General features: G+C 51.7%; 22 protein-coding genes. 5 read left to right on the top strand and 17 right to left on the bottom strand.

The window, feature by feature from the left end; translation table 11 throughout:
* Nucleotide 1: 1 nt before the first annotated feature.
* On the bottom strand, nt 2-781 hold the full coding sequence (cmoM, locus tag HVY19_RS07800; protein WP_181683761.1) for a tRNA uridine 5-oxyacetic acid(34) methyltransferase CmoM: 780 nt from the start codon (nt 779-781) through the stop codon (nt 2-4).
* Between the two features lie 135 nt (nt 782-916).
* On the opposite strand from cmoM, the gene elyC reads away from it, so the two are divergent.
* Nucleotides 917-1,696, top strand: coding sequence for an envelope biogenesis factor ElyC (elyC, locus tag HVY19_RS07795; RefSeq protein ID WP_181683760.1), 780 nt, complete (start codon nt 917-919; stop codon nt 1,694-1,696).
* On the opposite strand, the gene HVY19_RS07790 is transcribed toward elyC, so the two are convergent.
* The 14 genes from HVY19_RS07790 to HVY19_RS07725 form a co-directional block, all read right to left on the bottom strand.
* Complete coding sequence (locus HVY19_RS07790) at nt 1,673-2,566, bottom strand: YcbJ family phosphotransferase (RefSeq protein ID WP_181683759.1); 894 nt, start codon at nt 2,564-2,566, stop codon at nt 1,673-1,675. The genes elyC and HVY19_RS07790 overlap by 24 nt on opposite strands.
* Nucleotides 2,567-2,718: 152 nt before the next feature.
* Entirely contained in the window at nt 2,719-3,465 is a 747-nt protein-coding gene (gene kdsB / locus HVY19_RS07785; protein WP_181683758.1) for a 3-deoxy-manno-octulosonate cytidylyltransferase, read from the bottom strand.
* Nucleotides 3,462-3,644: a protein YcaR gene (ycaR, locus tag HVY19_RS07780; RefSeq protein ID WP_181683757.1), complete on the bottom strand. Its 183-nt coding sequence runs from the start codon at nt 3,642-3,644 to the stop codon at nt 3,462-3,464. Before ycaR ends, kdsB begins: the two co-directional genes overlap by 4 nt.
* Nucleotides 3,645-3,696: 52 nt before the next feature.
* The gene (locus tag HVY19_RS07775) at nt 3,697-4,929 is read right to left on the bottom strand and encodes a winged helix-turn-helix domain-containing protein (RefSeq protein ID WP_181683756.1); all 1,233 of its coding nucleotides are present in this window, start codon (nt 4,927-4,929) and stop codon (nt 3,697-3,699) included.
* 41 nt (nt 4,930-4,970) lie between these two features.
* The gene (gene lpxK, locus HVY19_RS07770; RefSeq protein ID WP_181683755.1) at nt 4,971-5,948 is read right to left on the bottom strand and encodes a tetraacyldisaccharide 4'-kinase; all 978 of its coding nucleotides are present in this window, start codon (nt 5,946-5,948) and stop codon (nt 4,971-4,973) included.
* Nucleotides 5,945-7,693 carry a lipid A ABC transporter ATP-binding protein/permease MsbA gene (gene msbA / locus HVY19_RS07765; protein ID WP_181683754.1) on the bottom strand — a complete coding sequence of 583 codons (1,749 nt, stop codon included), beginning with the start codon at nt 7,691-7,693 and terminating at the stop codon, nt 5,945-5,947. Before msbA ends, lpxK begins: the two co-directional genes overlap by 4 nt.
* A 36-nt stretch (nt 7,694-7,729) precedes the next feature.
* Nucleotides 7,730-9,994: a ComEC family protein gene (locus HVY19_RS07760; RefSeq protein ID WP_181683753.1), complete on the bottom strand. Its 2,265-nt coding sequence runs from the start codon at nt 9,992-9,994 to the stop codon at nt 7,730-7,732.
* 203 nt (nt 9,995-10,197) lie between these two features.
* Complete coding sequence (gene ihfB / locus HVY19_RS07755; protein ID WP_000167332.1) at nt 10,198-10,482, bottom strand: integration host factor subunit beta; 285 nt, start codon at nt 10,480-10,482, stop codon at nt 10,198-10,200.
* A gap of 156 nt (nt 10,483-10,638) precedes the next feature.
* Nucleotides 10,639-12,312: a 30S ribosomal protein S1 gene (gene rpsA / locus HVY19_RS07750; RefSeq protein ID WP_181683752.1), complete on the bottom strand. Its 1,674-nt coding sequence runs from the start codon at nt 12,310-12,312 to the stop codon at nt 10,639-10,641.
* Between the two features lie 113 nt (nt 12,313-12,425).
* Entirely contained in the window at nt 12,426-13,109 is a 684-nt protein-coding gene (gene cmk, locus HVY19_RS07745) for a (d)CMP kinase (RefSeq protein ID WP_181683751.1), read from the bottom strand.
* Between the two features lie 172 nt (nt 13,110-13,281).
* Nucleotides 13,282-14,043, bottom strand: a complete 762-nt coding sequence (locus tag HVY19_RS07740; RefSeq protein ID WP_181683750.1) for a M48 family metallopeptidase — start codon at nt 14,041-14,043, stop codon at nt 13,282-13,284.
* Nucleotides 14,044-14,184: 141 nt separating this feature from the next.
* On the bottom strand, nt 14,185-15,468 hold the full coding sequence (aroA, locus tag HVY19_RS07735; protein WP_181683749.1) for a 3-phosphoshikimate 1-carboxyvinyltransferase: 1,284 nt from the start codon (nt 15,466-15,468) through the stop codon (nt 14,185-14,187).
* Nucleotides 15,469-15,539: 71 nt separating this feature from the next.
* The gene (gene serC, locus HVY19_RS07730) at nt 15,540-16,628 is read right to left on the bottom strand and encodes a 3-phosphoserine/phosphohydroxythreonine transaminase (RefSeq protein ID WP_181683748.1); all 1,089 of its coding nucleotides are present in this window, start codon (nt 16,626-16,628) and stop codon (nt 15,540-15,542) included.
* 215 nt (nt 16,629-16,843) lie between these two features.
* Nucleotides 16,844-17,536 (bottom strand): DUF421 domain-containing protein, encoded by a 693-nt coding sequence (locus tag HVY19_RS07725; protein ID WP_181683747.1) that lies wholly within the window; start codon nt 17,534-17,536, stop codon nt 16,844-16,846.
* Nucleotides 17,537-17,672: 136 nt separating this feature from the next.
* Here HVY19_RS07725 and ycaO point away from each other — a divergent pair, with 136 nt between their 5' ends.
* From ycaO to pflA, 4 genes are all read left to right on the top strand, one after another.
* Nucleotides 17,673-19,433 carry a 30S ribosomal protein S12 methylthiotransferase accessory factor YcaO gene (gene ycaO / locus HVY19_RS07720; protein ID WP_181683746.1) on the top strand — a complete coding sequence of 587 codons (1,761 nt, stop codon included), beginning with the start codon at nt 17,673-17,675 and terminating at the stop codon, nt 19,431-19,433.
* A 405-nt stretch (nt 19,434-19,838) separates the two neighbouring features.
* The gene (gene focA, locus HVY19_RS07715) at nt 19,839-20,696 is read left to right on the top strand and encodes a formate transporter FocA (protein WP_181683745.1); all 858 of its coding nucleotides are present in this window, start codon (nt 19,839-19,841) and stop codon (nt 20,694-20,696) included.
* Nucleotides 20,697-20,752: 56 nt separating this feature from the next.
* Entirely contained in the window at nt 20,753-23,035 is a 2,283-nt protein-coding gene (pflB, locus tag HVY19_RS07710; RefSeq protein ID WP_181683744.1) for a formate C-acetyltransferase, read from the top strand.
* 193 nt (nt 23,036-23,228) lie between these two features.
* A complete protein-coding gene (pflA, locus tag HVY19_RS07705; RefSeq protein ID WP_181683743.1) occupies nt 23,229-23,969 on the top strand; it encodes a pyruvate formate lyase 1-activating protein in 741 nt (246 codons plus the stop codon).
* Between the two features lie 44 nt (nt 23,970-24,013).
* Here the strand turns inward: pflA and HVY19_RS07700 are convergent, their stop codons facing one another.
* Together HVY19_RS07700 and HVY19_RS07695 are read right to left on the bottom strand one after the other, a co-directional pair.
* Nucleotides 24,014-25,435, bottom strand: coding sequence for an amino acid permease (locus tag HVY19_RS07700; RefSeq protein WP_181683742.1), 1,422 nt, complete (start codon nt 25,433-25,435; stop codon nt 24,014-24,016).
* 219 nt (nt 25,436-25,654) lie between these two features.
* Nucleotides 25,655-26,803 carry an MFS transporter gene (locus tag HVY19_RS07695; protein ID WP_181683741.1) on the bottom strand — a complete coding sequence of 383 codons (1,149 nt, stop codon included), beginning with the start codon at nt 26,801-26,803 and terminating at the stop codon, nt 25,655-25,657.
* Nucleotides 26,804-26,837 lie beyond the last annotated feature (34 nt).

The following is a 26,837-nucleotide window of genomic DNA, read 5'->3' as shown; positions in this document are numbered from 1 at the left end:
ATTATCCTTCCATCTGCGGTTTACGTGCAGTGACGTGAATATAGCGACCCAGGCTGATATACGGCTCAAGACGACAATACCGCGATTCTAATTCAAGTAGCATCTCATAACATTCACGTTGCTGATGTTTTTCACGCAGATAGTCGTGAAACACACGCACCCCGGTTTTCCCGGTTATCTGCCAGCCAATCTGTTCCAGCCACTGGTAAACCTGATTTGGCTCTCGTGGGTAGTCAGGCGACAATGTCCGTTTCTTACGTTTCGGCATCCCTACCTGCACGTAGTCAAAGTTTCCCGCCACCATGTTGTGCATCAACAGGCCGTTGGCATTGTAGAACATTAACGACAGCGCACCGCCGGGACGCAATACCGACCACAGGGTTTCTAACACGCCAACCGGCTCTGCCACCCACTCCAGCACAGCGTGAAACAATATCAGATCAACGGGGCTTTCCAAATGCGAAGCAACGTCCTGAGCGGCGCATTGTATAAAATGCATGTTCTCGCTCACACCTTTTGCCTCTGCCGCCTGCTTCGCACGGTCAATCATTTCAGCGGATAGATCGCACAGCGTCACGTGATGACCGCGCTCCGCCATTTTGATCGCCGTCTGTCCTTCACCGCCACCGGCATCCAGTACGCGTAATTTCTGCGTTCCAGACTCCGCCAGCAAGAGGTCAAGATCCTGCCACAGAATCGCTTGTCTAAGCTGACCTTTGGTCGTGCCGTAAATATTACGGGAAAACTTTTCAGCAATGTCATCAAAATTGCGATCCCGCATTGGTCTCTCCACAGGCTGGACTAGGGCTTCTCTGATAAAACCGCTATTTTGTCACACCCGCGCAGAGAATGAACCTGTCTGGTGTAATATCCTGATTATTCTCTTGCTGTATGGTTAAAAAAGGAACCAAAAAGGATGCTTTTTACGCTCAAGAAAGTGATTGGCGGTATGCTGCTGCCGCTTCCTTTTCTGTTGCTCGTCATCGGCGTGGGCCTCTTATTGTTGTGGTTCAGCCGCTTTCAGAAAACCGGGCGAGTTTTTATCAGCCTGGGATGGCTGGCCTTGCTGCTACTTAGTGTGCAGCCTGTCGCCGATCGTCTGCTACGTCCCATTGAAGACACTTATCCCACCTGGCAGGGATCGCAGAAAATAGAATACATCGTGGTGCTGGGTGGCGGGTATACCTGGAATCCGCAGTGGGCGCCCGGCTCCAACCTGATTAACAACAGTTTGCCGCGACTTAATGAAGGCATTCGTCTGTGGCGCGCGAATCCGGGGTCGAAACTGATCTTTACCGGTGGCAAAGCCCAGACCAATCCGGTGAGTGCAGCAGAAGTGGGCGCGCGGGTGGCGGAATCACTGGGCGTACCCAGAGACGACATCATTACGCTTGATCAACCCAAAGATACGGAAGAAGAAGCCGCCGCCGTGAAGCAGGCGATCGGACAGTCTCCTTTCCTGTTAGTCACCTCAGCGTCGCATTTACCCAGAGCGATGATTTTCTTTCAGCATGCCGGGCTGAACCCTCTGCCAGCACCGGCGAACCAACTGGCTATCGATTCGCCGTTAAATCCCTGGGAGCGCGTGATCCCGTCCCCTTTCTGGCTAATGCATAGCGATCGCGTAGGTTATGAGACGCTGGGACGCACCTGGCAGTGGCTGAAAGGGATATCAGGCGAGCCAGGGGAGGAGTGATTTTGCCGCGAGGTCGAAGTGGTCACGGTTGAAACGCCCGGTATTCACCAGTTGCGCCACTTCGTCCCATAACACATACAACCAACGCCGCCAGATGAATGACTCCGCCACTGGCGCGCGTTGCAGATAATGCCAGAGCAAACTTTCCGCCAGCGCATTATCCACCAGCCGAAACAGTTCATATTCTCTGGGAGCCCAGAGCATGACGCCAGGCCCAACCATAGCCAGAAGCTGATCGCTTCGGGGATCTTTTAACATGCTACGGAGGCTGAAATTGCCGTGAATCAGTACCGCATTGTCGTAAAACCCGTCAAACAACGCGGGCAGACATTCACGCGTGCGAAATAGGATCCGTTTATCCTGCATCGTCAGCCCCGTATTGTTGAACTGATTTAGCGTCGTCCACAGAACTTCAACGCGTTGCCGATACCAGGAAGGCCAGATATTCTCCTGGGTATTATCTACCGCGCCGACACATCCCCGACTATCCTGACGGTGCCAGGCCAGCAAACCTTCCACAATTTGATCTTTTAACTGCTCCCAGCGTTCTGGCGTCCGGGCCGGAGCCTCAACCGGGACACCGCGCATACGCTCCAGTAGCAGAACATCCGGCCCTGGATGCTCTTCATGAGTCATTACACCGTAGATTACCGGCATACGTACCGTGCCGCTGCGTGCCAGCATGGTGGTTTTCCATGCAAGCTGTTGAGCAATACCTGGCGCAGTAAAGCTTTGCGCCATCAATGGCATCGGATGGCCATTGCTGTCATAGAGCGACCACAGTGCCGTATCGACCTTCTCATTCACACACTCTATACGGCTGAGTTTTTCACCCAGTAAATGACTTAATTCGGCACGCAGCTGTTCCATTCAGATTACCCTCATAAAAGCTACTGCTTTTATAATGAGCGCCACAAAGGCAGATGTCACCCGAATCAGATCAATTCCAGGAAAGAAAAAGCGAGGGAAATCGTAACGGTACGACACACCGCGCAAATCAATGCGGTGTGTCGTGAGATGAATTAACGCATTTCAGCGCGAACGCGCTCAAGATCTTCGGCTGTATCAACGCCGGTACCCGGAACAGCTTTTGCTACAGCCACGTGGATTTTTTCGCCGTACCACAGCACCCGAAGTTGCTCCAGCATTTCGATGTTTTCCAGCGGGCTTGGCTGCCAGTTCACATAGCGGCGAATAAAGCCAGCGCGATAGCCGTAAATACCCAGATGACGCAGGAAATTGTCTCCTACAGTTTCCAGACTTTTAGCGAAGCGGTCGCGATCCCAAGGAATTGTCGCTCTGGAGAAATAGAGCGCATAACCTTCAGCATCCAGTACGACCTTCACCACGTTAGGGTTGAACGCATCTTCAGCACCATGTACCGGCACCGCAAGTGTCGCCATTCCGACCTGACGCTGCGCCAGGTTTTCCGCGACCTGGCGGATAATCACCGCCGGGATCATCGGTTCATCGCCCTGTACGTTAACAATCACCGTGTCATCGCTAAAGCCGCACTTTTCCAGCACTTCTGCCAGACGCTCAGTGCCGGACTGGTGATCGGCACGCGTCATACAGACTTCACCACCCGCAGCTTCGACGGCACGCGCCACATCTTCGTGATCGGTCGCTACGATGATGCGCTCAGCCCCGGATTCGCGCGCGCGCTCCAGGACATGCACAATCATCGGTTTGCCATTAATATCCAGCAAAGGCTTGCCGGGCAGGCGCGTAGAGGCATAGCGCGCAGGAATAATCACGACAAAACTCATGATTTACGCTCGTCAGCAGTCAAAGTGCGCGCTTCGGTTTCCAGTAATACGGGAATCCCTTCGCGCAGGGGAAATGCAAGGTTATCCGGTTTGCAAATCAGCTCTTGTTTTTCCTGGTTATACCAGAGTTTCCCGTTACAAACCGGGCAGGCAATGATTTCAAGCAGACGATGATCCATAGTTCCTCCAGATGGATCGGACAGTGAATGGGTAAATCTTAACATAATCATTTTATGACGCTGCGCAAATTTCCCAACCCCGGCGACATTCCGTAAACATCCCATCCGGACAGTATCCCAGCGTCACGCGTGTTGCCTGTTGCCAACGGGCAAAATCGGTGATCGCCTGCTGAAGACCTTTTTGTATCTGGGTGCCGGGTTTTACCCCTTCCTGGAGATACAGCGCAATGATCTCTAACTCACCGTTTTTACGGTGCATTTTGGCATCCATACGCCCAACCAATCGCCCGCGGTACAGCAACGGCAGGACAAAATAGCCATACTGACGCTTCGGCGCTGGGGTGTAGCATTCCAGTCGGTAACTGAAATCAAACAGTTGTTCCGCCCGTTTACGATCCCAGACTACCGGGTCAAAGGGTGACAGCACTGCGCTATGGGTTGCCGTTAGCTTCCCCGCCAGCGCTTGCTCAAGCAGTGGCAACAGGTCGACATGCAGCCACAGGGTACCGAGCTTCTCAACCTCAACGGGCAGGATGTGTCCTTGCTCTGCGCGAATATCGCGCCAGCTTTGCAATTCAGGACGCTTCAGGCGGTAGTAATCGGCCAGCCACTGTTCGCGAAAAATACCTAAACTGCGCGCGCTATTATCCAGCATAGTGATTTCTGCCTCTGCGCGTGACAGCAGATCGCGTTCATCGTCCCAGTGAGGCATGACGCGATGCGTAAGGTCATAGACGCGCTGGAAATTACGTCGCTCAACTACCATCACTTTCCCGGCGGTAAATAAACCTTCGAGGTGCTGTTTATGTGGCTTCCACTCCCACCAGCCGCTACTTCCCTTACGTGGATGTTCGAAATCCGCCGATCGTACTGGGCCGTTTTGCTGAATATGCTGCACAAGCTGTTCAATTTCCTGCGCATGCTCTTTCATCCACGCGGCTTTGTATTTCCAGCCCATCTTTTCCGGGGCCAGCATACGATGGCGAACCAGCGAAAAGTCACTTCGTGGCAAGTAACAGGCTTCGTGAGCCCAGTACTCCATCAGTTCCCCCCGCGCCAGCGCAGCATCCAACCACTGTTGAGGATATTCCCCCAGACGGCTAAACAGCACCAGATAAGGACTACGTGCAACGATATTGATAGTGTCGATCTGCAATAGCGACATGCGGGAGATGGTCGTAAGGATATCTGCAGGCTGCGCACGACGACGCGGTTTATTTAATAACCCCTGGGCAGCAAGGTGAAGGTGACGGGCGTTCGTCAGGGAGAGTTCAGGCAACGACATTCATGACTCCATCATTCATTCGCTGCCGTGATATCAGGCTTTCAACGCGTCAGCGAGACCAGTTTAGCAAGTAATGCCTCAGGCTCTGTCCCTGACAGATGGGCATCGACAGGGAGATACCACCAGTTATCTTCTGCAAATGAGCGACATTTAACGGCGTCTTTTTCCGTCATGATCAGCGTTTGCCCGTGATGTAGCAATGCGCGGACATCCTCCTGAGTGAGCGCCTGGTGATCCGCCAGCGGTACACATTTTTGCGGATGTACGCCGCAGGCTTCAAGGGTGGCAAAAAAACGCGGAGGATGACCAATTCCGGCCATCGCCACCACATTTTGCAGGTGCTTAACGCTGCAACGCTCGCCAGTCCGTAAATTAACGGCCTGCCCGGGCTCCAGGCGCATCGGGATTTCCCCGGCCTGCGGTACACCACCGTTAACAATCACTGCGTCCACTGTCGCCAGACGCCCGGCACGTTCACGCATCGGCCCCGCAGGCAACCACCAGCCGTTACCGAAGCGCCTGACGCCATCAACTACCACAATCTCGATATCACGTGCCAGTTGATAGTGCTGTAGGCCATCATCAGTGACAATAATTTGCACATCATAGCTGTCAAGGATTGCCCTGACCGCGTCAGCACGTACAGGGGATACCGCCACCGGTACACCTGTGCGCCGATAAATCAGGACCGGTTCATCGCCAGCCTCAGCGGTAGTCGTATCCGGGTTCAGTAGCAACGGATACGACGCGGCTTTTCCACCATAACCACGGGAGACAACACCAACGCGTATACCCCGTTGTTGCAATTGCTCCACCAGCCAGATGACGACTGGGGTTTTTCCGTTACCGCCCGCGGTCAGATTGCCGACCACCACCACCGGAACCGGGGCTCGCCATGTGCGTTTTAAGCCAAGACGATAGCACAGGCGGATCGCGCTGCTCACCAGACCATACAGCCAGGAGAGTGGCAACAATAGTCGCCACAGGGGCGATTCACCGGACCAGATGCGTGCGATCATTGGCCAAATTGCATTTTATGTAGTTGCGCGTAGACACCGCGATGTTCCAGCAGCGCCTGGTGGGTACCGCGTTCCACGATCAGCCCATCTTCCACAACCACAATCTCATCCGCCTGTTCAATGGTTGAGAGGCGGTGTGCAATCACCAGAGACGTACGGTTTTTCTGCAACTCGTCCAGCGCTGCTTGTATAGCGCGTTCAGATTCCGTATCAAGCGCAGACGTTGCTTCGTCAAGAATCAGGATCGGACTATTGCGCAGCAGTGCACGCGCGATGGCAATACGTTGGCGTTGTCCGCCGGACAGCAGCACACCGTTTTCGCCAATGACCGTATCAAGACCATCATCCATCTTATTGATAAAGTCCATGGCATAAGCCATGCGGGCAGCTTCTTCGATTTGCTCGCGGGTATATTGCTCATTGCGAGCGTAGGCGATGTTATTCGCTACGGTGTCGTTGAACAGATGCACATTCTGGGAAACCAGCGCAACCTGGTTACGCAACGAGGCCAGGGTATATTCACGCAGATCGTGACCATCCATCAGGATTTGACCGCCATTAACATCATAGAAGCGGGTAATGAGGCTTGCGATGGTCGATTTACCAGACCCTGAACGGCCAACCAGCGCAACGGTTTTCCCTGCTGGAATATTCAGGTTGATATTGCGCAGCGCCGGCACTTCACGCCCCGGATAGGTAAAGGTCACATCACGGAATTCCAGATCGCCGGTAGCGCGCTCAATCACGCGTTTACCTTCATCCTTCTCCTGTTCACTATCAAGAATGGCAAACAGCGTCTGGCAGGCGGCCATACCGCGCTGGAACTGCGCGTTGACGTTGGTCAGTGACTTCAGCGGACGCATCAGGGCAATCATAGAAGAGAAGACCACGGTGATAGTACCCGCTGTCAGGCTTTCCATAACGCTTGGGAAGCTCGCGGCATACAGCACAAACGCCAGCGCCAGAGAGGCAATGAGCTGAATGATCGGGTCAGAGATCGAAGACGCAGAAACCATCTTCATTCCCTGCAAACGCATTTTGTTGCTGACCTTATCAAAGCGTTTGGTTTCGACTTCCTGACCGCCAAAGATCAGCACCTCTTTGTGCCCTTTCAGCATTTGCTCAGCACTGGTCGTCACCTGCCCCATCGTGTTCTGCATATTTTTGCTGATCGCGCGGAAGCGTTTGGAGACAACACGAATCGCAATCGACACGATAGGCGCCAGTACAACCAGGATTATCGACAACTGCCAGCTGTAGTAAAACATCATGATGAACAGGCCGATAATCGACGCCCCTTCACGCACAACGGTAATCAGCGCGCCGGAAGAGGATGAGGCGACCTGTTCTGAATCGTAGGTGATACGTGAAAGCAGTGTCCCTGTGGACTGCTTATCAAAGAAAGAGACAGGCATTCCCATCATATGACCAAACAGACGACGACGCATGGTCATGACGACCTTTCCCGATACCCAGGAAATGCAGTAGCTCGAAATATAGCTAGTGATACCGCGTAAGATCATTAGCCCAATAACCACCAGTGGCATCCAAAGCAGCACTGAGCGATCCGTTTTACCAAAACCATCATCCAGTAACGGTTTGAGGAGCGATAACATGAAGGTATCGCTGGCCGCGTTGAGGATTAACGCTATACCCGCCACGATCAGACCCGATTTGAAAGGCGCAATGGTTGGCCACAGTCGGCGAAACGTCTGCCACGTAGAGAGATCTTTATCGTTATGCATTCACAAAACCAGCATTTGTTGAAATAGCCGCATATTCTACCCGTTATCGTCTGACACGCCAAACCACTGATGATACCAACGCGGTAAAATTTGCTCCCGTAGGCTGCTGACTTGCCAGCCTTGTGCAGAAAAATCCAGGCTAATCTGTCCCTGATGAGGGGTATCAAGCCAGCTATATCCCTGTTGCTGATAGCGTTGTTTAACCTTCCATGAAGGCAATCGCCAGGCGTTGTAGCGCGATGCGGAGGCCAATGCCACCTTCCCCCCGATGCGTTGAATCAATGCGAGAGAGGAAGATGTGTTACTCCCATGATGCGGAACCTGAAGCATCGTAGCTGAGACTTGCTCCCAGTAATAGCTCAGCATTTTTTGTTCCGCCGGGGACTCTATATCGCCCGTGAGCAGAATACTGTGCTTACCATCATCAATCTTAACCACGCAGGAATGGTTATTCCCCTTTTCATGGCCCACATTTAACGGCCAGTGCGCACTGAACGCTAATCCCTGCCATTGCCAGCGTTCGCCACGGCGACAAGGCAAATGCCCTTTCCAGCCCAGCGGACTGCGGACCCAAAGCGCAGGCCAGACGTTCAGCAAAGAGTTTAGCCCACCACGATGATCCAGATGCTCGTGACTGAGAATAATGCCTTCCGGCTGTAAATTATGCCAACGCAGCCAGGGAATAATAATTTGCTGGGCGCTATCGCCTTCTGGCCAGGCAAGCCCGGTATCGTAAAGAATCGCTTTCCCATTACGCGCCACGACCATCGCTAATCCCTGGCCGACATCGAGCATATGCACCTGCCAGGCATCACTACGCACCGGACTGAACATCGGCCAGCTTAGGAGGACCAGCAAAGTCAGGCAGGTACCCGGCACGGTTCTCCACGCATTGAAGCGCCAGCCGATCAGGAACAGCCAGGGGGAAAAAACCAACCATTGCCAGCGCGCATCTATATTGACCCAGCCCTGCGGCAGGCCTCCCAACGCCCAAAATAACGCTGCGAGCGAGCGGTCCGCCAGCCACCAGAGTCCGCTTTCGAGCATTATGGGGCCTGTAAGATGAACAGCCATCCCGGCAAGAATGAGCGGCACACTGACAAACGTGACCAACGGCACGGCAAACAGATTCGCCAGAAATGAGGTCAGACTCAGTCCGTGAAATAAGGAAATTTGCAGCGGCAGCAATAATAGCGTAATGCCCAACTGCAGATGAGCCAGTTCACACAGCACTCGCCCAGCACGCGGCAGTGGGCACACCGGACACGGAAACCACTGGTACCAAAACAGCAATGCCGCAACCGCAAAAGCCGACAGCCACAGACTTTGCGAGAGCATCGCCATGGGATCGACCAGTACTATCGCCGCAAGACAGCAGCACCAGACGGACCATCCGCTCCACTGTCGACCGCTTAATTTCAGCGCTCCCCAGACCATCAATGCCACGACAGTGCGTAACGCCGGTGGCTGCAAGCCGGTCAGCCAGGCATAAAACGCCGCGCAGGCAAGCCCGCCGATTAGCGGATGCTGCCAGCGGATCCAGCGGATTGGCAAGAAAAACTGGACGCCGCGGATCAGGGCGGCCGCAAGCAGCGCCGCAAAGGCAATATGTAACCCGGAAATCGCCATTAAGTGCGATGTACCGGTATCACGCATGATGTCCTTCACTTCTTTTGTTACGCCTAAACGCTCCCCCATCCCTAGCCCTAAAATGACCTGCCGCCAGGTGTAACTCTCCAGCGATGAAGTCAATGAGGCGAGATAGCGGGCCCGGAGGCTACATTCACGCTTGATGACGTTTGCCTCGACAACGTGCCCCGTCAGCGGCAGATGCTGCGCGAGAGCATAACGCTGAGTATCGAATCCCCCTTCATTTAATTGCCCATGGACAGCCCGCAACTTTAGCGTCATCGCCCAGCGCTGCCCGGCACAGGTTGCAATGGGGAGATATTGGTCGTACAAGACAACCCCCACCGCAGGAAAAAGCCGACGACCTTTGATATGGGTTATCTGTCCATAGTGTCTCGTCGCGTTATCTGTCCCGGTAATTTTCACAATGGCTTCCTGCGTTGTCGCAGTTAGCGTATTTCCTGCCCACAGTGACTGTTTTGCCGCCATGACGCCCCATAAGAAAAACAAGAGGGTGAGCCCAGCGTAATGAAACACTTTCTTAGGGCAGAGGCTCAACAGGCAGGCCAGGGCAAACAAGCCCACAATGCACAGGGTGTCAGGGAGGACTGATAAGATTACCAGTGGAAGAATACCGCATAGCGCGCACAAACTGACCGTCGTTAATTTCATGGACACCTCCGTGTTGGCAGAAGTGTGCAACGTTTAACGGTGACTGTCTGGTGCCGCTTTGTCGTTTTTCGGCCACGATTCCGCTGTTTTTATCATGATGCAGTAAAGGCCAAAAGGGGATGCGAGCAGGATTCCAGAACGGAATGGCAGAAATGAAAAAAGCACCCTAAAGGTGCTTTTTCTGTGGTCACGTTTATACAAACTTAACCATAAATATTGGCGCGATCGCGCAGTTCTTTACCCGGCTTAAAGTGTGGAACATATTTTCCTTCGAGCTCAACTTTATCGCCAGTCTTCGGGTTACGCCCGGTTCGTGGTGCGCGGTAGTGCAATGAAAAGCTGCCGAAACCGCGGATCTCAATACGCTCGCCCTGCGCGAGAGTCGAGGCCATATGCTCCAGCATCTCTTTGACTGCATCTTCAACCGCTTTAGCGGGAATATGAGATTGCTGGGTTGCAAGTCTTTCAATCAATTCTGACTTGGTCATGATTCCTCCGGTTCCTGTATGGCGTGTACGCTACTGCTGTCACATTGATTAAGGGCGGCCGTAGCCGCCCTTTGTCATTGATTACAGAATGAATTCTATAATCTGTCAAGTAATCTCCTCTCACTTCGGGATGAAACATCCCGAAGTATCAAAGAATTACTCGCCTTTAGCTGCTTTGAAAGCTTCAGCCATTGCGTTGTTGGAGAAGTTTGCATCTTCCTGTTTGTTAACAGTCGCGATTGCATCTTTCTCATCAGCTTCGTCTTTTGCACGAACAGACAGGCTGATAGCACGGTTCTTACGGTCAACACCGGTGAACTTAGCTTCAACGTCGTCGCCAACGCTCAGAACCAGAGTTGCATCTTCAACGCGGTCACGTGAAGCTTCGGAAGCGCGCAGGTAACCTTCAACGCCGTCAGCCAGTTCTACGGTTGCGCCTTTCGCGTCAACTGCAGTCACTTTACCGTTTACGATTGCGCCTTTCTTGTTCAGTGCAACCCAGTTGTTGAACGGATCTTCTGCGAGCTGTTTAACGCCCAGGGAGATACGTTCACGCTCTGCGTCAACCTGCAGAACAACTGCAGCGATTTCGTCGCCTTTTTTGTATTCACGAACTGCTTCTTCGCCTGCAACGTTCCAGGAGATGTCAGACAGGTGAACCAGGCCATCGATGCCGCCGTCCAGGCCGATGAAGATACCGAAGTCAGTGATAGACTTGATTTTACCTTCAACACGGTCGCCCTTGTTGTGGGTTTCCGCGAACTGCTGCCATGGGTTGTTTTTGCACTGTTTCAGGCCCAGGGAGATACGACGACGTTCTTCGTCGATATCCAGAACCATAACTTCCACTACATCGCCAACGTTAACAACTTTGGACGGGTGGATGTTTTTGTTGGTCCAATCCATTTCGGAAACGTGAACCAGGCCTTCAACGCCTTCTTCGATTTCAACGAAGCAGCCGTAGTCGGTCAGGTTGGTCACGCGACCAGTCAGTTTGGTACCTTCCGGATAACGCTTAGCGATAGCTACCCACGGATCTTCGCCCAGCTGTTTCAGGCCCAGAGATACACGAGTACGTTCGCGGTCGAACTTCAGCACTTTAACAGTGATTTCGTCGCCAACGTTTACGATTTCGCTCGGATGCTTAACGCGTTTCCATGCCATATCGGTGATGTGCAGCAGGCCGTCAACGCCACCCAGATCAACGAATGCACCGTAGTCAGTGAGGTTCTTAACGATACCTTTAACTTCCATGCCTTCCTGCAGGTTTTCCAGCAGCTGATCGCGCTCTGCGCTGTTTTCGGATTCGATCACGGCACGACGAGAAACAACAACGTTGTTGCGTTTCTGATCCAGCTTGATGACTTTGAACTCAAGCTCTTTGCCTTCCAGGTGCAGCGTGTCGCGCACCGGACGAACGTCTACCAGTGAACCTGGCAGGAACGCACGAATACCGTTCAGCTCAACAGTGAAGCCACCTTTAACTTTGCCGTTGATAACACCAACTACAGTTTCAGCGTCTTCGTAAGCTTTTTCCAGCGTGATCCAAGCTTCGTGACGTTTAGCTTTCTCACGGGACAGCAGGGTTTCACCGAAGCCGTCTTCTACTGCATCAAGAGCAACGTCAACTTCGTCACCAACCTGGATTTCCAGTTCGCCCTGGGCGTTTTTGAACTGCTCAGCCGGAATGGCGGACTCAGATTTCAGACCGGCGTCAACCAGTACTACGTCTTTGTCGATAGCAACAACAACACCGCGAACGATGGAACCCGGGCGGGTTTCGATTTCTTTTAAGGATTCTTCAAACAGTTGAGCAAAAGATTCAGTCATGTTTAATCTTCAGGTTTCATATTTAACGTCCACCTGGCTCCATGCCGGATGGGGTTGTTTAACATACCCGTTGTCAATCCATTGCAACGGGGGTACTGCAAATTCGGTCGCGATTACGCGAGTGCCAGTTTTTGGCGCGCGTATTGTAGCGCTTTTTCAATCACTTGCTCAATAGTTAAACTGGTTGAATCCAGCACTAATGCATCTTCTGCGGGAACAAGTGGGGCGACGGCGCGGTTACGATCGCGGTCATCGCGCTCTTTTATCTCGGATAAAAGGCGATCAAAGTTAACACTAAACCCCTTATCCTGCAACTGAAGCATGCGGCGTTGAGCGCGTTCTTCAGAAGAAGCATCAAGGAAAATTTTCACCGGCGCGTCCGGGAATACCACCGTTCCCATATCGCGTCCATCAGCGATCAGGCCCGGCGCTTCGCGGAAGGCGCGTTGCCGACGCAGCAGCGCCTCACGAACGCGGGGAAACGCGGCGACCTGAGAGGCGGCATTAGCCACTTCCTGAGTGCGAATTTCACCGCTCACATCTTCCCCTTCCAGAATCACTTCCAAAGTGCCGTTGGTTGAGACAAAGCGAACATCCAGATGGGTAGCCAACGGGACCAGCGCATCTTCAGAGGCGACATCGACATGATGATGTAACGCCGCCAGCGCCAGCACTCGATAGATTGCACCCGAATCCAGCAGATGCCATTGCAACGCTTCCGCCATTGCCTTGCACAAGGTGCCTTTTCCTGCACCGCTTGGGCCATCAATGGTAATCACCGGGGCAATTGCCGTCATCTTTATCTCCTTAAACAGGCGTACTGTGAACATAAACGCCGCGCATTATACGCGCCAACGCCCACAATCGTTAATGCTGTGTGCAAAAACCAGTATTGTCTGTATTCAGATGAAGAATAATTGCGCAATTATAGCGGGCTGGGGGAAAACCAGCCCGGAAGATGACAATGTTTTACTTTTTATCCGCGGCGATACGATCGCGCATATGCTGGGCGCGGTCGGAGGATGTAGGGTGTGAGTCCATCAGCGATTTAGCGTGACCGGCATCCATGGTAGCGAACTTATCAAACGCGCTGACCAGGCCCTGGGTATTAATTCCGCGTTTTTTCAGCAGGTCGTAGGAGAAATCATCGGCATCAGATTCCTGACTGCGGGAGAAAGAAGAGTTGATCACCCCTTCCGCCAGATCGCCCAGTTGCGACTGAGAAAGCTGAGATGCCACGCCGCTTGTTGCGGAGATAGCGTCACGCGCCGCGAGCGTCGCATACGCCGTTTGCATCGCCTTACGCGAATGACCCAGAGATACGTGCCCCAGTTCGTGACCCAATACACCTTCAATTTCGTTATCTGTCATCAGGTCCATCAGACCGGAATAGACGCGCACGCAGCCATTGGCCATTGCCCAGGCGTTAATATCGCTGGTCATATAAACCTTATAGTTCACCGGCGTGCCGTCGATATTATTACCCAGCGCTTTGGCAATTTTATTCAGGCGTTTGGTATATTTGCTTTTTGATGTCGCCAGTTTATTTTCACTGTCCATCTGTTTACAGGAGTTGTCAGACAGCGATTTGACATCGGCATCAGAAAGGGTAGCGGCTTTATAGGCAGCCATACCGGAACTGGCCAGTAGATCGCCATTTACACCATTTTTGCAACCTGCCAGCAGCGTTGCAGAAATCGCGAGGGCCAGCAGCACTGATTTATTTCTCATATTAATCTTCCGTTGATAACCATAATAAAATTTTATAAATCAAAGGGTTAAATCAGCGGAAAATTAGCATTCGTTGTAATAAGAAAAAAGTACGGATTCGGACATGTGTGCGCCAGTCGGTTGACTGGCGCACTGGAGAAATCAGGCTGGGGTGCTAATACGCGCCAATTGTTCGAAATAATCCGGGAACGTTTTCGCCGTACATTTCGGGTCGAGAATCGTCACAGGCGTGGCGGACAGTGCCACCAGCGAGAAACACATCGCCATGCGGTGATCGTTATAAGTGCCAATTTCGGCAAAGTTTAACTGTGCTGGCGGCGTGATGCGAATAAAATCATGTCCCTCTTCCACTTCAGCGCCAACCTTACGTAACTCCGTCGCCATCGCAAACAGGCGATCGGTTTCTTTAACCCGCCAGTTATAGATATTCCGCAGCGTGGTCGTGCCTTTGGCAAACAGCGCCGCTGTGGCAATGGTCATCGCCGCATCGGGAATATGGTTCATATCCATATCGATAGCGTTGAGTTCACCACGCGTGCAGGCGATAAAATCGTCGCCCCAGGTAACGGTCGCGCCCATTTTTTCCAGTACATCGGCAAAACGAATATCACCCTGCATGCTGTGGCGACCAATGCCGGTGACTTTCACTGTACCGCCTTTAATGGCCCCGGCGGCAAGGAAATAGGATGCCGAGGAAGCATCGCCTTCCACCAGGTAAACACCCGGTGACAGGTACTGCTGGCGACCTTTGACCAGAAAACGCTGGTAGTTCTGGTTTTCAATTTCAACCCCAAAGGTGTTCATCAAATTGAGGGTGATATCGATATACGGTTTCGACACCAGGTCACCTTTAATGCTGATGACAGTGTCCTGCGGGGCCAACGGCGCGGCCATCAGCAGCGCGGTGAGGAATTGACTGGAGACGCTGCCGTCCACCTCAACCTGACCGCCGCTAAAACCACCACGCAAACGAAGCGGTGGGTAGTTTTCCGTTTCCAGATACTCGATTTGTGCCCCGCCCTGACGCAAAGCATCCACCAGATGGCCAATCGGGCGCTCTTTCATTCGCGGTTCACCGGTTAGCACGATATCGTTAGTACCAAGACACAGCGCAGCGGCCAGCGGGCGCATCGCGGTTCCGGCATTCCCCAGAAACAATTCTAACGCGCCTTCACTGTGCAGAACGCCGCCGTTGCCCACGATCTCGCATCGGGTGCGGTCCGCAGAAAGGGTGTAATCGATCCCTAACGTGCTCAGGGCATTGAGCATATGACGAACGTCATCGCTGTCCAGCAGGTTAGTGAGCACCGTGGTGCCATGCGCTAATGCAGCCAGTAGCAGTGCGCGATTGGAGACACTCTTTGAGCCTGGCAGATTAATAGTGCCATCGACCCGCGCAATGGGTTGTAACGTCAGGGATTCCATGAAACTTAACTCTCAAAAGCAGAAATAAAAACCCCACAGACAACGCTGTGGGGATGAATATAAAAAGCAGATTAACCGCGACGGCGTTCGAAATCGATCATGAAATCAGCCAGCGTCTGGACGCCTTCCAGCGGCATCGCGTTATAAATAGAGGCGCGCATTCCACCCACGACGCGGTGACCTTTCAGGGCATGTAAACCTGCGGCAAAGGACTCCTCCAGGAAGAGTTTATCCAGCGCGCTGTCAGCCAACTGGAACGGTACGTTCATCCGCGAACGGTTCGCTTTCGCCACATCGTTACGGTAGAAATCACTGTTATCAATCACGCTATACAGCAGTTCTGATTTTTGCTGATTGATTTGATTCATTGCTGCAACGCCACCCTGCTCTTTCAGCCACTTAAACACGAGACCAGAGAGATACCAGGCAAAGGTAGGCGGCGTGTTAAACATCGAATCGTTACTGTCGAGGATGGTGTAATCGAGGATCGACGGGCACGCGACGTTTGCTTTCCCCAGCAAGTCTTCACGCACAATGACAATGGTCAACCCGGCCGGGCCAATATTTTTCTGCGCGCCAGCGTAAATAATACCGTAGCGGGAAACATCCAACGGTGCCGATAAAATGGTTGAGGAGAAGTCCGCCGTGACGACGACATCGGAACCAAAATTCGGCGTTTCACTAATTGCGATGCCGTCAATGGTTTCATTCGGGCAGTAGTGCATATAGGCCGCGTTGTCCGACAACTGCCACTCGCTCATTGGCTTAACGCCACGCAGTCCGTCAACGGTGACTTTGGCATCGATCACATTTGGGGTGCAGTATTTCTTCGCTTCTTTAACCGCGCTGGCTGCCCAGTAACCTGCGTCAACATAGTCAGCAGTGGTTTTGTCACCCAGGATATTGAGCGGAATAGCGGAAAACTGACCACGGCCACCGCCGTGACAGAACAAGACTTTGTAGTTGGAGGGGATGCTGAGGAGATCGCGAAAATCCTGCTCCGCTTCCTCTGCGACCTGGATGAATTCTTTACCGCGATGGCTCACTTCCATGACGGAGGTACCAAGACCGTTCCAGTCACGAAGATCCTTTTGAGCCAGTTTAAGTACGTCTGCCGGTAACATTGCCGGACCTGAACTAAAATTAAAGACCTGAGCCATTTCCCCTCACCACGCTGCGTTATTATTCCCTTAACATCTTATCGTTTGCGCAGCACGCAACAACAGACATTAGGTATACGTTATTCCTGTGAATATCGGTTTTATCATTCAGTGACACGCGCCGCAATGGGTAAAACGGGTTGGGGTAAAAATGAGCGGTCGCTCACACAACAGATTCTATGGTGTTGACCGCCCTGTTCCGACATTTATTGCTGTCAGACGATCCGTTTCGCCCGACTGGCCTTCGACCATTCTGAATTTTTACAGCGCGGACAAATCAGGCTTTCACCGGCGCCCAGTGTCACTACATCGCTACACCGCACGCAGGCATAATCTCCCGGTTCCGGCATCACCTTAAAGCGCTGGGTACAATATGCCGGCAGAATGTTCAGTCCAGGTTTCACATCCTTATCCTCAAAGAAATACACGCTTATTTGCCCGTTGGTTTCGAGAATCGCCAGGCGGACCTGGCCAAGCTGTTCGACGCCGCTGAGCCGAAGCTCCATAAAGAACTCAAATTCAGTCATGTTGGCGCTGTTGAGTTTTGACCACGCCAGTTCACCATCTTCAATGATGACGACGGGTTTGCCTTCAAACAGATCCTCCAGCGTTTCGCTGCGCGACATGAGCCACATCACCAGCCGATACAGCATCGCGAGGGTGATAAACACCACCAGCACAGGCAACAGTGGAACGTCGTCATAAAAGGCGACATCACCAGCGGCAGAGCCCAGCGTCAGGATAATGAGTACCTCAAACAACGACATCTGGCGCACACCGCGTCTGCCGGTAATTTTCAGAAACAGAAAAACCAATATGAAGGTGTAAAGACTGCGCACGGCGACTTCCGCCAGAAACTCCATAGGGACTTTATCGAGTGCCATCCGTTGTAAATCAAATGCTTTCATTTTTATGCTCTTAACCAGTTTCACTGTTTAAAAGCATAGCCAAAACTTTTATTTACGCCGCGTCGGTAGCGGCGATAGCGTCAGTCACATAAAACCCGTATCATTGCGCGCTTTCCGTACGACAAAAGTGATTTTCATGACGCAAACATTTATTCCCGGCAAAGACGCCGCACTGGAAGACTCCATCGCTCGCTTCCAGCAAAAACTGCTCGACCTTGGTTTTCAGATTGAGGAAGCCTCCTGGCTGAACCCAGTGCCAAACGTCTGGTCCGTGCATATTCGCGATAAAGAGTGCGCGCTGTGTTTCACCAACGGCAAAGGCGCAACTAAAAAAGCCGCGCTGGCCTCTGCGCTCGGCGAATATTTTGAGCGTTTGTCGACCAACTACTTCTTCGCCGATTTCTGGTTGGGCGAAACCATCGCCAATGGTCCGTTCGTCCACTACCCGAACGAGAAATGGTTCCCGCTGAACGACAGTGACGATGTGCCTGAAGGTCTGCTGGATGCGCGCCTGCGCGCTTTCTACGACCCGGAAAACGAACTGACGGGCAGCATGTTGATTGATCTCCAGTCCGGCAATGAAGAGCGCGGCGTTTGTGGCCTGCCGTTTACCCGTCAGTCGGATAACCAGACCGTTTATATTCCCATGAATATTATCGGCAACCTGTACGTCTCTAACGGCATGTCCGCCGGTAACACGCGCAATGAAGCACGCGTTCAGGGGCTGTCTGAAGTGTTCGAACGTTACGTGAAAAACCGTATTATCGCAGAGAGCATCAGCCTGCCGGAAATTCCGACCGAGGTGCTTGCACGCTACCCGTCCGTTGTTGAGTCCATTGCAAAGCTGGAATCGGAAGGATTCCCTATCTTTGCTTATGATGGCTCGCTGGGCGGCAAATATCCGGTAATTTGCGTGGTGTTATTCAATCCGGCTAACGGCACCTGCTTTGCCTCTTTCGGCGCGCATCCTGATTTTGGCGTCGCGCTGGAACGTACCGTCACCGAATTGCTGCAAGGACGCGGTCTTAAAGATCTGGACGTCTTTACGCCACCAACCTTCGATGACGAAGAAGTTGCTGAACATACCAATCTGGAAACCCACTTTATTGATTCCAGCGGTCTGATCTCCTGGGATCTGTTCAAGCAAGATGCCGATTACGCCTTTGCAGACTGGAACTTCTCAGGCACCACGGAAGAAGAATTTGCCACGCTGATGGCTATCTTCAACGCCGAAGATAAAGAAGTCTACATTGCTGACTATGAACACCTCAGCGTCTACGCCTGCCGCATCATTGTGCCAGGGATGTCTGATATCTATCCTGCCGAAGATTTGTGGTTGGCAAATAACAGCATGGGTAGCCACCTGCGTGAAACCCTGCTCGCGCTGCCTGGTAGCGACTGGGATAAAGAAGATTATCTCAATCTGATCGAGCAACTTGATGAAGAAGGATTTGACGACTTCACTCGTGTGCGTGAATTGCTGGGTCTGGCAACCGGCACGGATAACGGCTGGTATACCCTGCGCATTGGTGAACTGAAAGCGATGCTGGCCCTGGCGGGCGGCGATCTGGATCAGGCGCTGATCTGGACGGAATGGACGATGGAGTTCAATGCATCAATATTTAGCGCTGAACGTGCGAACTATTATCGTTGCCTGCAAACGCTGCTGCTCCTGTCGCAGGAAGAAGAACGCGAACCGCTGCAATACCTGAATGCGTTTGTACGCATGTATGGCGCGGATGCGGTGGAAGCGGCAAGCGCGGCATTGAGCGGTGAGGCACCGTTCTATGGTCTGCAACCCGTCGACCTCGACCTGCATGCGTTCGCCTCTCATCAGTCTCTGCTGAAGGCTTATGAAAAACTTCAGCGTGCGAAAGCTGCATATTGGTCAAAATAAAAACAATTAGCTTGCATATTGTAGGCTTATAGAATTGTCTGAGCTATATTACGGGGCGCTTTAGGTGCCCCGTTTTATTTATTTTTGCATCAATAAAAATAAATGTAATAACTCGGTTAAATATTGGTAACCTTTATTACAAGAATTAATCTGTATTTGTTAATTCTTTTATCGATTACTACATAGTAATTAACCGCTCAAACGCTCAGGTAAGGAAAATTTTCAACTCATTTGCTAAATTTTAAAATTTATTTTTATCATCATTATCAATAAATTACGCCGTTATCGCATAAAAACCATGCGTATTGCGGGCCTATAAGCCAGGCGAGATATGATCTACATCAATTTCTCATCTATAATGCTTTGTTAGTATCTCGTCGCCGACTTAATAAAGAGAGAGTTAGTGTGAAAGCTGACAACCCTTTTGATCTTATTCTTCCTGCTGCAATGGCCAAAGTGGCCGAAGAAGCAGGTGTCTATAAAGCAACGAAACATCCGCTTAAGACTTTCTATCTGGCAATTACTGCCGGTATGTTCATTTCTATCGCTTTCGTTTTCTATATCACTGCAACGACCGGCACGGGAACGATGCCCTTTGGTATGGCAAAACTGGTAGGCGGTATCTGCTTCTCTCTGGGGTTGATTCTTTGCGTCATCTGCGGCGCCGATCTCTTCACTTCAACCGTGCTGATTGTTGTCGCGAAGGCCAGTGGACGTATCACCTGGGGCCAACTGGCGAAGAACTGGCTCAACGTCTATTTTGGTAACCTGGTAGGTTGCCTGCTCTTTGTGCTTTTGATGTGGCTTTCTGGCGAATACATGGTTGCGAATGGTCAATGGGGAATGAATGTTCTGCAAACGGCCGACCATAAAATGCACCATACTTTTGTTGAAGCCGTCGCTCTCGGCATCCTTGCAAACCTGATGGTCTGCCTGGCCGTATGGATGAGCTATTCAGGCCGTAGCCTGATGGATAAAGCTTTCATCATGGTTTTACCGGTAGCTATGTTTGTCGCCAGCGGTTTTGAGCACAGTATCGCTAATATGTTTATGATCCCGATGGGTATCATAATCCGTGATTTCGCCACCCCGGAATTCTGGACCGCCGTAGGTTCAGCACCGGAACAATTTTCTCACCTGACCGTGATGAACTTCATCACTGATAATCTGATTCCGGTTACGATCGGCAACATTATCGGCGGCGGTTTACTGGTTGGGTTGACATACTGGGTCATTTACCTGCGTGGCAACGATCATCATTAATTTGATGCCAGTTTCACGTAGTAAATAAAAAATCCACTTAAGAAGGTAGGTGTTACATGTCCGAGCTTAATGAAAAGTTAGCCACAGCCTGGGAAGGTTTTACCAAAGGTGACTGGCAGAATGAAGTAAACGTCCGTGACTTCATTCAGAAAAACTACACTCCATATGAGGGTGACGAATCCTTCCTGGCTGGCGCGACTGACGCGACCACCAAGCTGTGGGACAGCGTAATGGAAGGCGTTAAACTGGAAAACCGCACTCACGCGCCAGTTGATTTTGACACCTCTGTTGCTTCCACCATCACTTCTCACGATGCTGGCTACATCAACAAAGCCCTTGAGAAAATCGTTGGTCTGCAGACTGAAGCACCACTGAAACGCGCAATCATTCCGTTCGGTGGTATCAAAATGGTTGAAGGTTCCTGCAAAGCGTACAATCGCGAACTGGATCCGATGCTGAAAAAAATCTTCACCGAATATCGTAAAACCCACAACCAGGGTGTATTCGATGTTTATACCAAAGACATTCTGAACTGCCGTAAATCTGGCGTTCTGACTGGTCTGCCAGATGCGTATGGCCGTGGTCGTATCATCGGTGACTACCGTCGCGTTGCGCTGTACGGTATCGACTTCCTGATGAAAGACAAATACGCTCAGTTCGTGTCTCTGCAGTCCGATCTGGAAAATGGCGTAAACCTGGAAGCGACTATCCGTCTGCGTGAAGAAATTGCAGAACAGCACCGCGCTCTGGGTCAGATCAAAGAGATGGCGGCTAAATACGGCTGCGATATCTCTGGTCCGGCAACCAACGCTCAGGAAGCTATCCAGTGGACTTACTTCGGCTACCTGGCTGCGGTTAAGTCTCAGAACGGTGCAGCAATGTCCTTCGGTCGTGTCTCCACCTTCCTGGATGCGTACATCGAACGTGACCTGAAAGCAGGCAAAATCACTGAACAAGATGCTCAGGAAATGATTGACCACCTGGTCATGAAACTGCGTATGGTTCGCTTCCTGCGTACCCCAGAATATGATGAACTGTTCTCTGGTGACCCGATCTGGGCAACTGAATCTATCGGCGGTATGGGCGTTGACGGCCGTACTCTGGTAACCAAAAACAGCTTCCGCTTCCTGAACACCCTGTACACCATGGGTCCTTCTCCGGAGCCGAACATCACCGTTCTGTGGTCTGAAAAACTGCCTCTGAACTTCAAGAAATTCGCCGCTAAAGTGTCCATCGACACCTCTTCTCTGCAATACGAGAACGATGACCTGATGCGTCCGGACTTCAACAACGACGACTACGCTATCGCTTGCTGCGTAAGCCCGATGGTTGTTGGTAAACAAATGCAGTTCTTCGGTGCGCGTGCAAACCTGGCGAAAACCATGCTGTACGCTATCAACGGCGGCGTTGATGAAAAACTGAAAATGCAGGTTGGTCCTAAGTCTGAGCCGATCAAAGGCGATCTTCTGAACTTTGACGAAGTGATGGAGCGTATGGATCACTTCATGGACTGGCTGGCTAAGCAGTATGTCACCGCACTGAACATCATCCACTACATGCACGACAAGTACAGCTACGAAGCTTCGTTGATGGCGCTGCACGACCGTGACGTTATCCGCACCATGGCGTGTGGTATCGCTGGTCTGTCCGTTGCGGCTGACTCCCTGTCTGCAATCAAATATGCGAAAGTTAAACCGATTCGTGACGAAGACGGTCTGGCTATCGACTTCGAAATCGAAGGCGAATATCCGCAGTTTGGTAACAACGACGCTCGTGTTGATGACCTGGCGGTTGACCTGGTAGAACGTTTCATGAAGAAAATTCAGAAACTCAAAACCTACCGTGACGCTATCCCGACTCAGTCTGTTCTGACCATCACCTCTAACGTTGTGTATGGTAAGAAAACGGGTAACACCCCAGACGGTCGTCGTGCTGGCGCGCCGTTCGGACCTGGTGCTAACCCGATGCACGGTCGTGACCAGAAAGGTGCTGTTGCCTCTCTGACCTCCGTGGCTAAACTGCCGTTTGCTTACGCGAAAGATGGTATCTCTTACACCTTCTCTATCGTTCCAAACGCGCTGGGTAAAGACGACGAAGTCCGTAAAACTAACCTCGCGGGTCTGATGGATGGTTACTTCCATCACGAAGCGTCCATTGAAGGTGGTCAGCACCTGAACGTGAACGTCATGAACCGTGAAATGCTGCTGGATGCGATGGAACACCCTGAGAAATATCCTCAGCTGACCATTCGTGTATCTGGTTACGCAGTACGTTTTAACTCCCTGACTAAAGAACAGCAGCAGGACGTTATTACTCGTACCTTCACTCAGACCATGTAATTCCTTGTCTGACTGAAACAGCGTACAATAAAGGCTCCACGTAAGTGGGGCCTTTTTAGCAAATAGCCCACCCTCGCAGCCTGGTTTGTCAGCTATCTATACTTAGGGTATCTGCCAAAACAGACTCGACACAGCCCATGAGCTGTGCGCATACAACAGGCCCCGGATGGGCCACATCTGGAGAAACACCGCAATGTCAGTTATTGGTCGCATTCACTCCTTTGAATCCTGTGGCACCGTTGATGGGCCAGGTATCCGCTTTATCACCTTTTTCCAGGGCTGCCTGATGCGCTGCCTGTACTGTCACAACCGCGACACATGGGATACGCACGGCGGCAAAGAAGTTACCGTTGACGAACTGATGAAAGAGGTCGTGACCTACCGCCACTTTATGAACGCGTCTGGCGGCGGCGTGACGGCATCAGGTGGTGAGGCGATCCTGCAAGCAGAATTTGTGCGTGACTGGTTCCGCGCCTGTAAAAAAGAAGGGATCCACACCTGCCTGGACACCAACGGTTTCGTCCGTCGTTACGACCCGGTCATTGACGAACTGCTGGAAGTGACCGACCTAGTGATGCTCGACCTGAAGCAAATGAACGATGAGATCCACCAGAACCTGGTCGGCGTTTCTAACCACCGCACGCTGGAGTTCGCCCGTTATCTGGCCAATAAAGATATTAACGTCTGGATCCGCTACGTTGTGGTGCCGGGCTGGTCAGACGATGACGACTCCGCGCATCGCCTCGGCGAGTTTACCCGCGATATGGGCAACGTGGAAAAAATCGAACTGCTGCCGTATCACGAGCTGGGCAAACACAAATGGGTGGCCATGGGCGAAGAGTACAAGCTGGACGGCGTTAAACCACCGAAGAAAGAAACCATGGAGCGCGTGAAAGGCATTCTCGAGCAATATGGTCATAAAGTGATGTATTAATTTTAACGGTGGGTAATTCTCTTCATTACCCACCGCTTATCTTCTTAGCGCCCTCTTCTCGCCAGCAGCGGGAATATCAATCCTAATCCCACCAGTACAAACGGCGTGACGATATTCAGCGTAAGCTGGAACGTCCATTCCGGCGTGAACGCCTCCATTTTCGGGAAGATACCGGTCAAACAGGCAAACGCGGTAAAGGCAAAGCACCAGATACCCACGGTGAGCGCCAGCGGACGATTTCGAATAAACACATATTCCGGCTTATATTTCTGCGCAAGACGAATGACTGCAATGAACGCGACAAACACCCACAAATAGCGCAGCGGCATCACGACTGAGTTAAGGTTCAGCAGCCATTTGTACAAATTGTTCATATCCCCGATGCCAAGCGTAGGCAGCATAATCAAAATAGCCACCAGCACCAGCGTCAGGAGATACCCGTTGACCGGGGTTCCGGAAGCGTTGGTCCGGCAGAGGCGTTGTGGAATATATTTACTGTCGGCATCACCCAGTAAAACTTTCAGCGGGGCGTCGATGGAGAAGACCAGCGCGGCAACCTGACCCAATGTGTTGGCAATCGCGTAAATAACCATCAGGGAATTGCCCATATGGTAATATTCACCTAATTTCTGAAAGGCGTAATATTGCCCGTTGGTCATTAAGTCATCGGGAATATTCCTGGAATCAAACATCATACCCATCGCCAACGATCCCAGAATGGCACATACGGCAACCATAACCGCCAGGAACAACATTCCCTTTGGAAATTCCCTTCCTGGATTACGCGTCTGATTCACATACGGAGAGATCTTTTCAGCACCGCCAACGGCAAATACCAGCATGGATATCGTCGTAATATATGTGAAATCAAAATGGGGAATAAACGTTTCCCATGTGATATTTGTCGTCGCGATTTCAACATCAGTAATGGCCGGTGCCGTAACTGCCATGACCACATACAGAATCGACATCACGAACATGGCGATCCCCGCAACCGAACCGACAATCTTCAGGGATTTCATCCCACGCGACGCAACCCACATAAAGAAGACAAACAGCACCAGGGTGAGTCCTTGCAGCGCCACCACCGTATACTCTTTGATTAGCGAGCCGTCACCTTTGAGTGCCCATCCCAGCGCGATTAAAATCGCCTGCGGCTTCTGCGCCAGATAGGGAATATGGACAACCCAATAGGTCCATGCGGCAAGATAGGCCAGCCCCGGCCCCATCGTATGTTTGATCCAGGTACTGACGCCACCCTTGCCATCTTTAAACGTCGACCCTAACTGACCGACGATCAGCGCATAGGGAATAAAGTAGAGGGCAAAAATAAAGACCCATGAAAAAACGACCACCAGCCCCTGGTTGGCATAGTTATTCACTACGTTGCCGAAACCCCAGACCGTGATAAATGACATCAGTGCGATGTTGTACCACCGCAACTGCTTCTCCTGTTCACCCGCCATAATGCAATCCTTCGTAAACGCTATTTTGATTAATATTAAATTAGGCGAAGAATTATGCGGGGTAAAAGACAAAAGGGATATTGGAGGAGTGAAAAATTCTAACCTTCTGCACATTTTATTTGCAGACAAGCAGTATATATTATCACAATTCAATTATTTACTGGCATATATACACAAACAGTATGCACTATCCAAGGCTTGCATACTGTTTGTACTGTATTAAATATGAGCAACCGGATCCGGTGTTTGCCCTGCATTGCGCAGCAACATCAGTAAATAAATAAACGAAACGCTGGCAATCATAATAAAAAGGAGATTATCAGAATAATTCTGCATCAACATTGCGGTGAACGAAGGACCCAGCAGACTGCCGACGGTATAGCTTAGCAACAGCGCCTGATTCATGGCGACGAGTTGGTGATGCTCAACCTTTTCGCAGGCCCAGGCCATGGCTACCGGATAGAGCGTAAAACCCGCCGCACCAAGGATAAACAGCGCGGGTGCCATTGCGGCCTGGCTTAACATCGCCATGCTACCAAGGATGACCACGAACACCTGGACGCGCAGCACCAGCAGGCGACCAAATTTGTCTGCCAGACGGCCAATTGGCCATTGCCCAAGTATCCCCGCGCTGACCAGCACCGCCATCCAGAAACCAATACTGGCGTTACTCATCCCCTGGTGGTTGAGGTACAGCGGCATCAGGCCATACAGCGACCCCAGAACAATGCCTGAAATGATGCAGCCATTCACACCCAGCCGCGCCTGACGCAGTTTCAGCATGGCGGTAATCGGCGTCGTATTTTGTACTTCCGCTTGCTGATTAAGGATGCGTGTAAAGAGAAGAGGTAAAATCCCGGCCAGAACCATTCCCGTGACCCACGGCAGAACGCTCATTAATTCCGTCGATACTTTACTAACCAGCAGTTGACCGAGGAATGTCCCGACGTAATAGACCATCATATAGGCGGCCAGCAGTCGCCCACGGTTGCGCGAAGTACCGCTGCACATCAGCGCACTTTCAACAACGACCCAAATCATCGCGCAGCCCACGCCTGCAATGAAACGCCAGGCCATCCAACTCCAGAACCCCACCATGACGCCGAGCCCAACGCAGCCAGCGGCAAAAATCAGCGACGCCAGATAGTAACTGCGGTTAAACCCAAGGCGTTTAATTAAATACCCCGTCAGCAGTGTTCCCACCAGGTTGCCGGTAAAATAGGACGAACTGATGACACCCACCTGCCAGGTGGGCAGATTCTCTCTGGCGAGCCATAACGGAACGAGCGTATTTAACACTGCGATCGCCAGGGTCAACAACAAGAGGCCAGACAGCAAAAGCATGACAGGCCGGGTATAGGTGGACATGAGTATAAACCGTGAGGAAGTTCAAATTTCACGC

This window comes from Citrobacter sp. RHB25-C09, from assembly GCF_013836145.1.
Classification (GTDB): domain Bacteria; phylum Pseudomonadota; class Gammaproteobacteria; order Enterobacterales; family Enterobacteriaceae; genus Citrobacter_A.
This window is presented reverse-complemented; position numbering and strand designations above follow the sequence as displayed.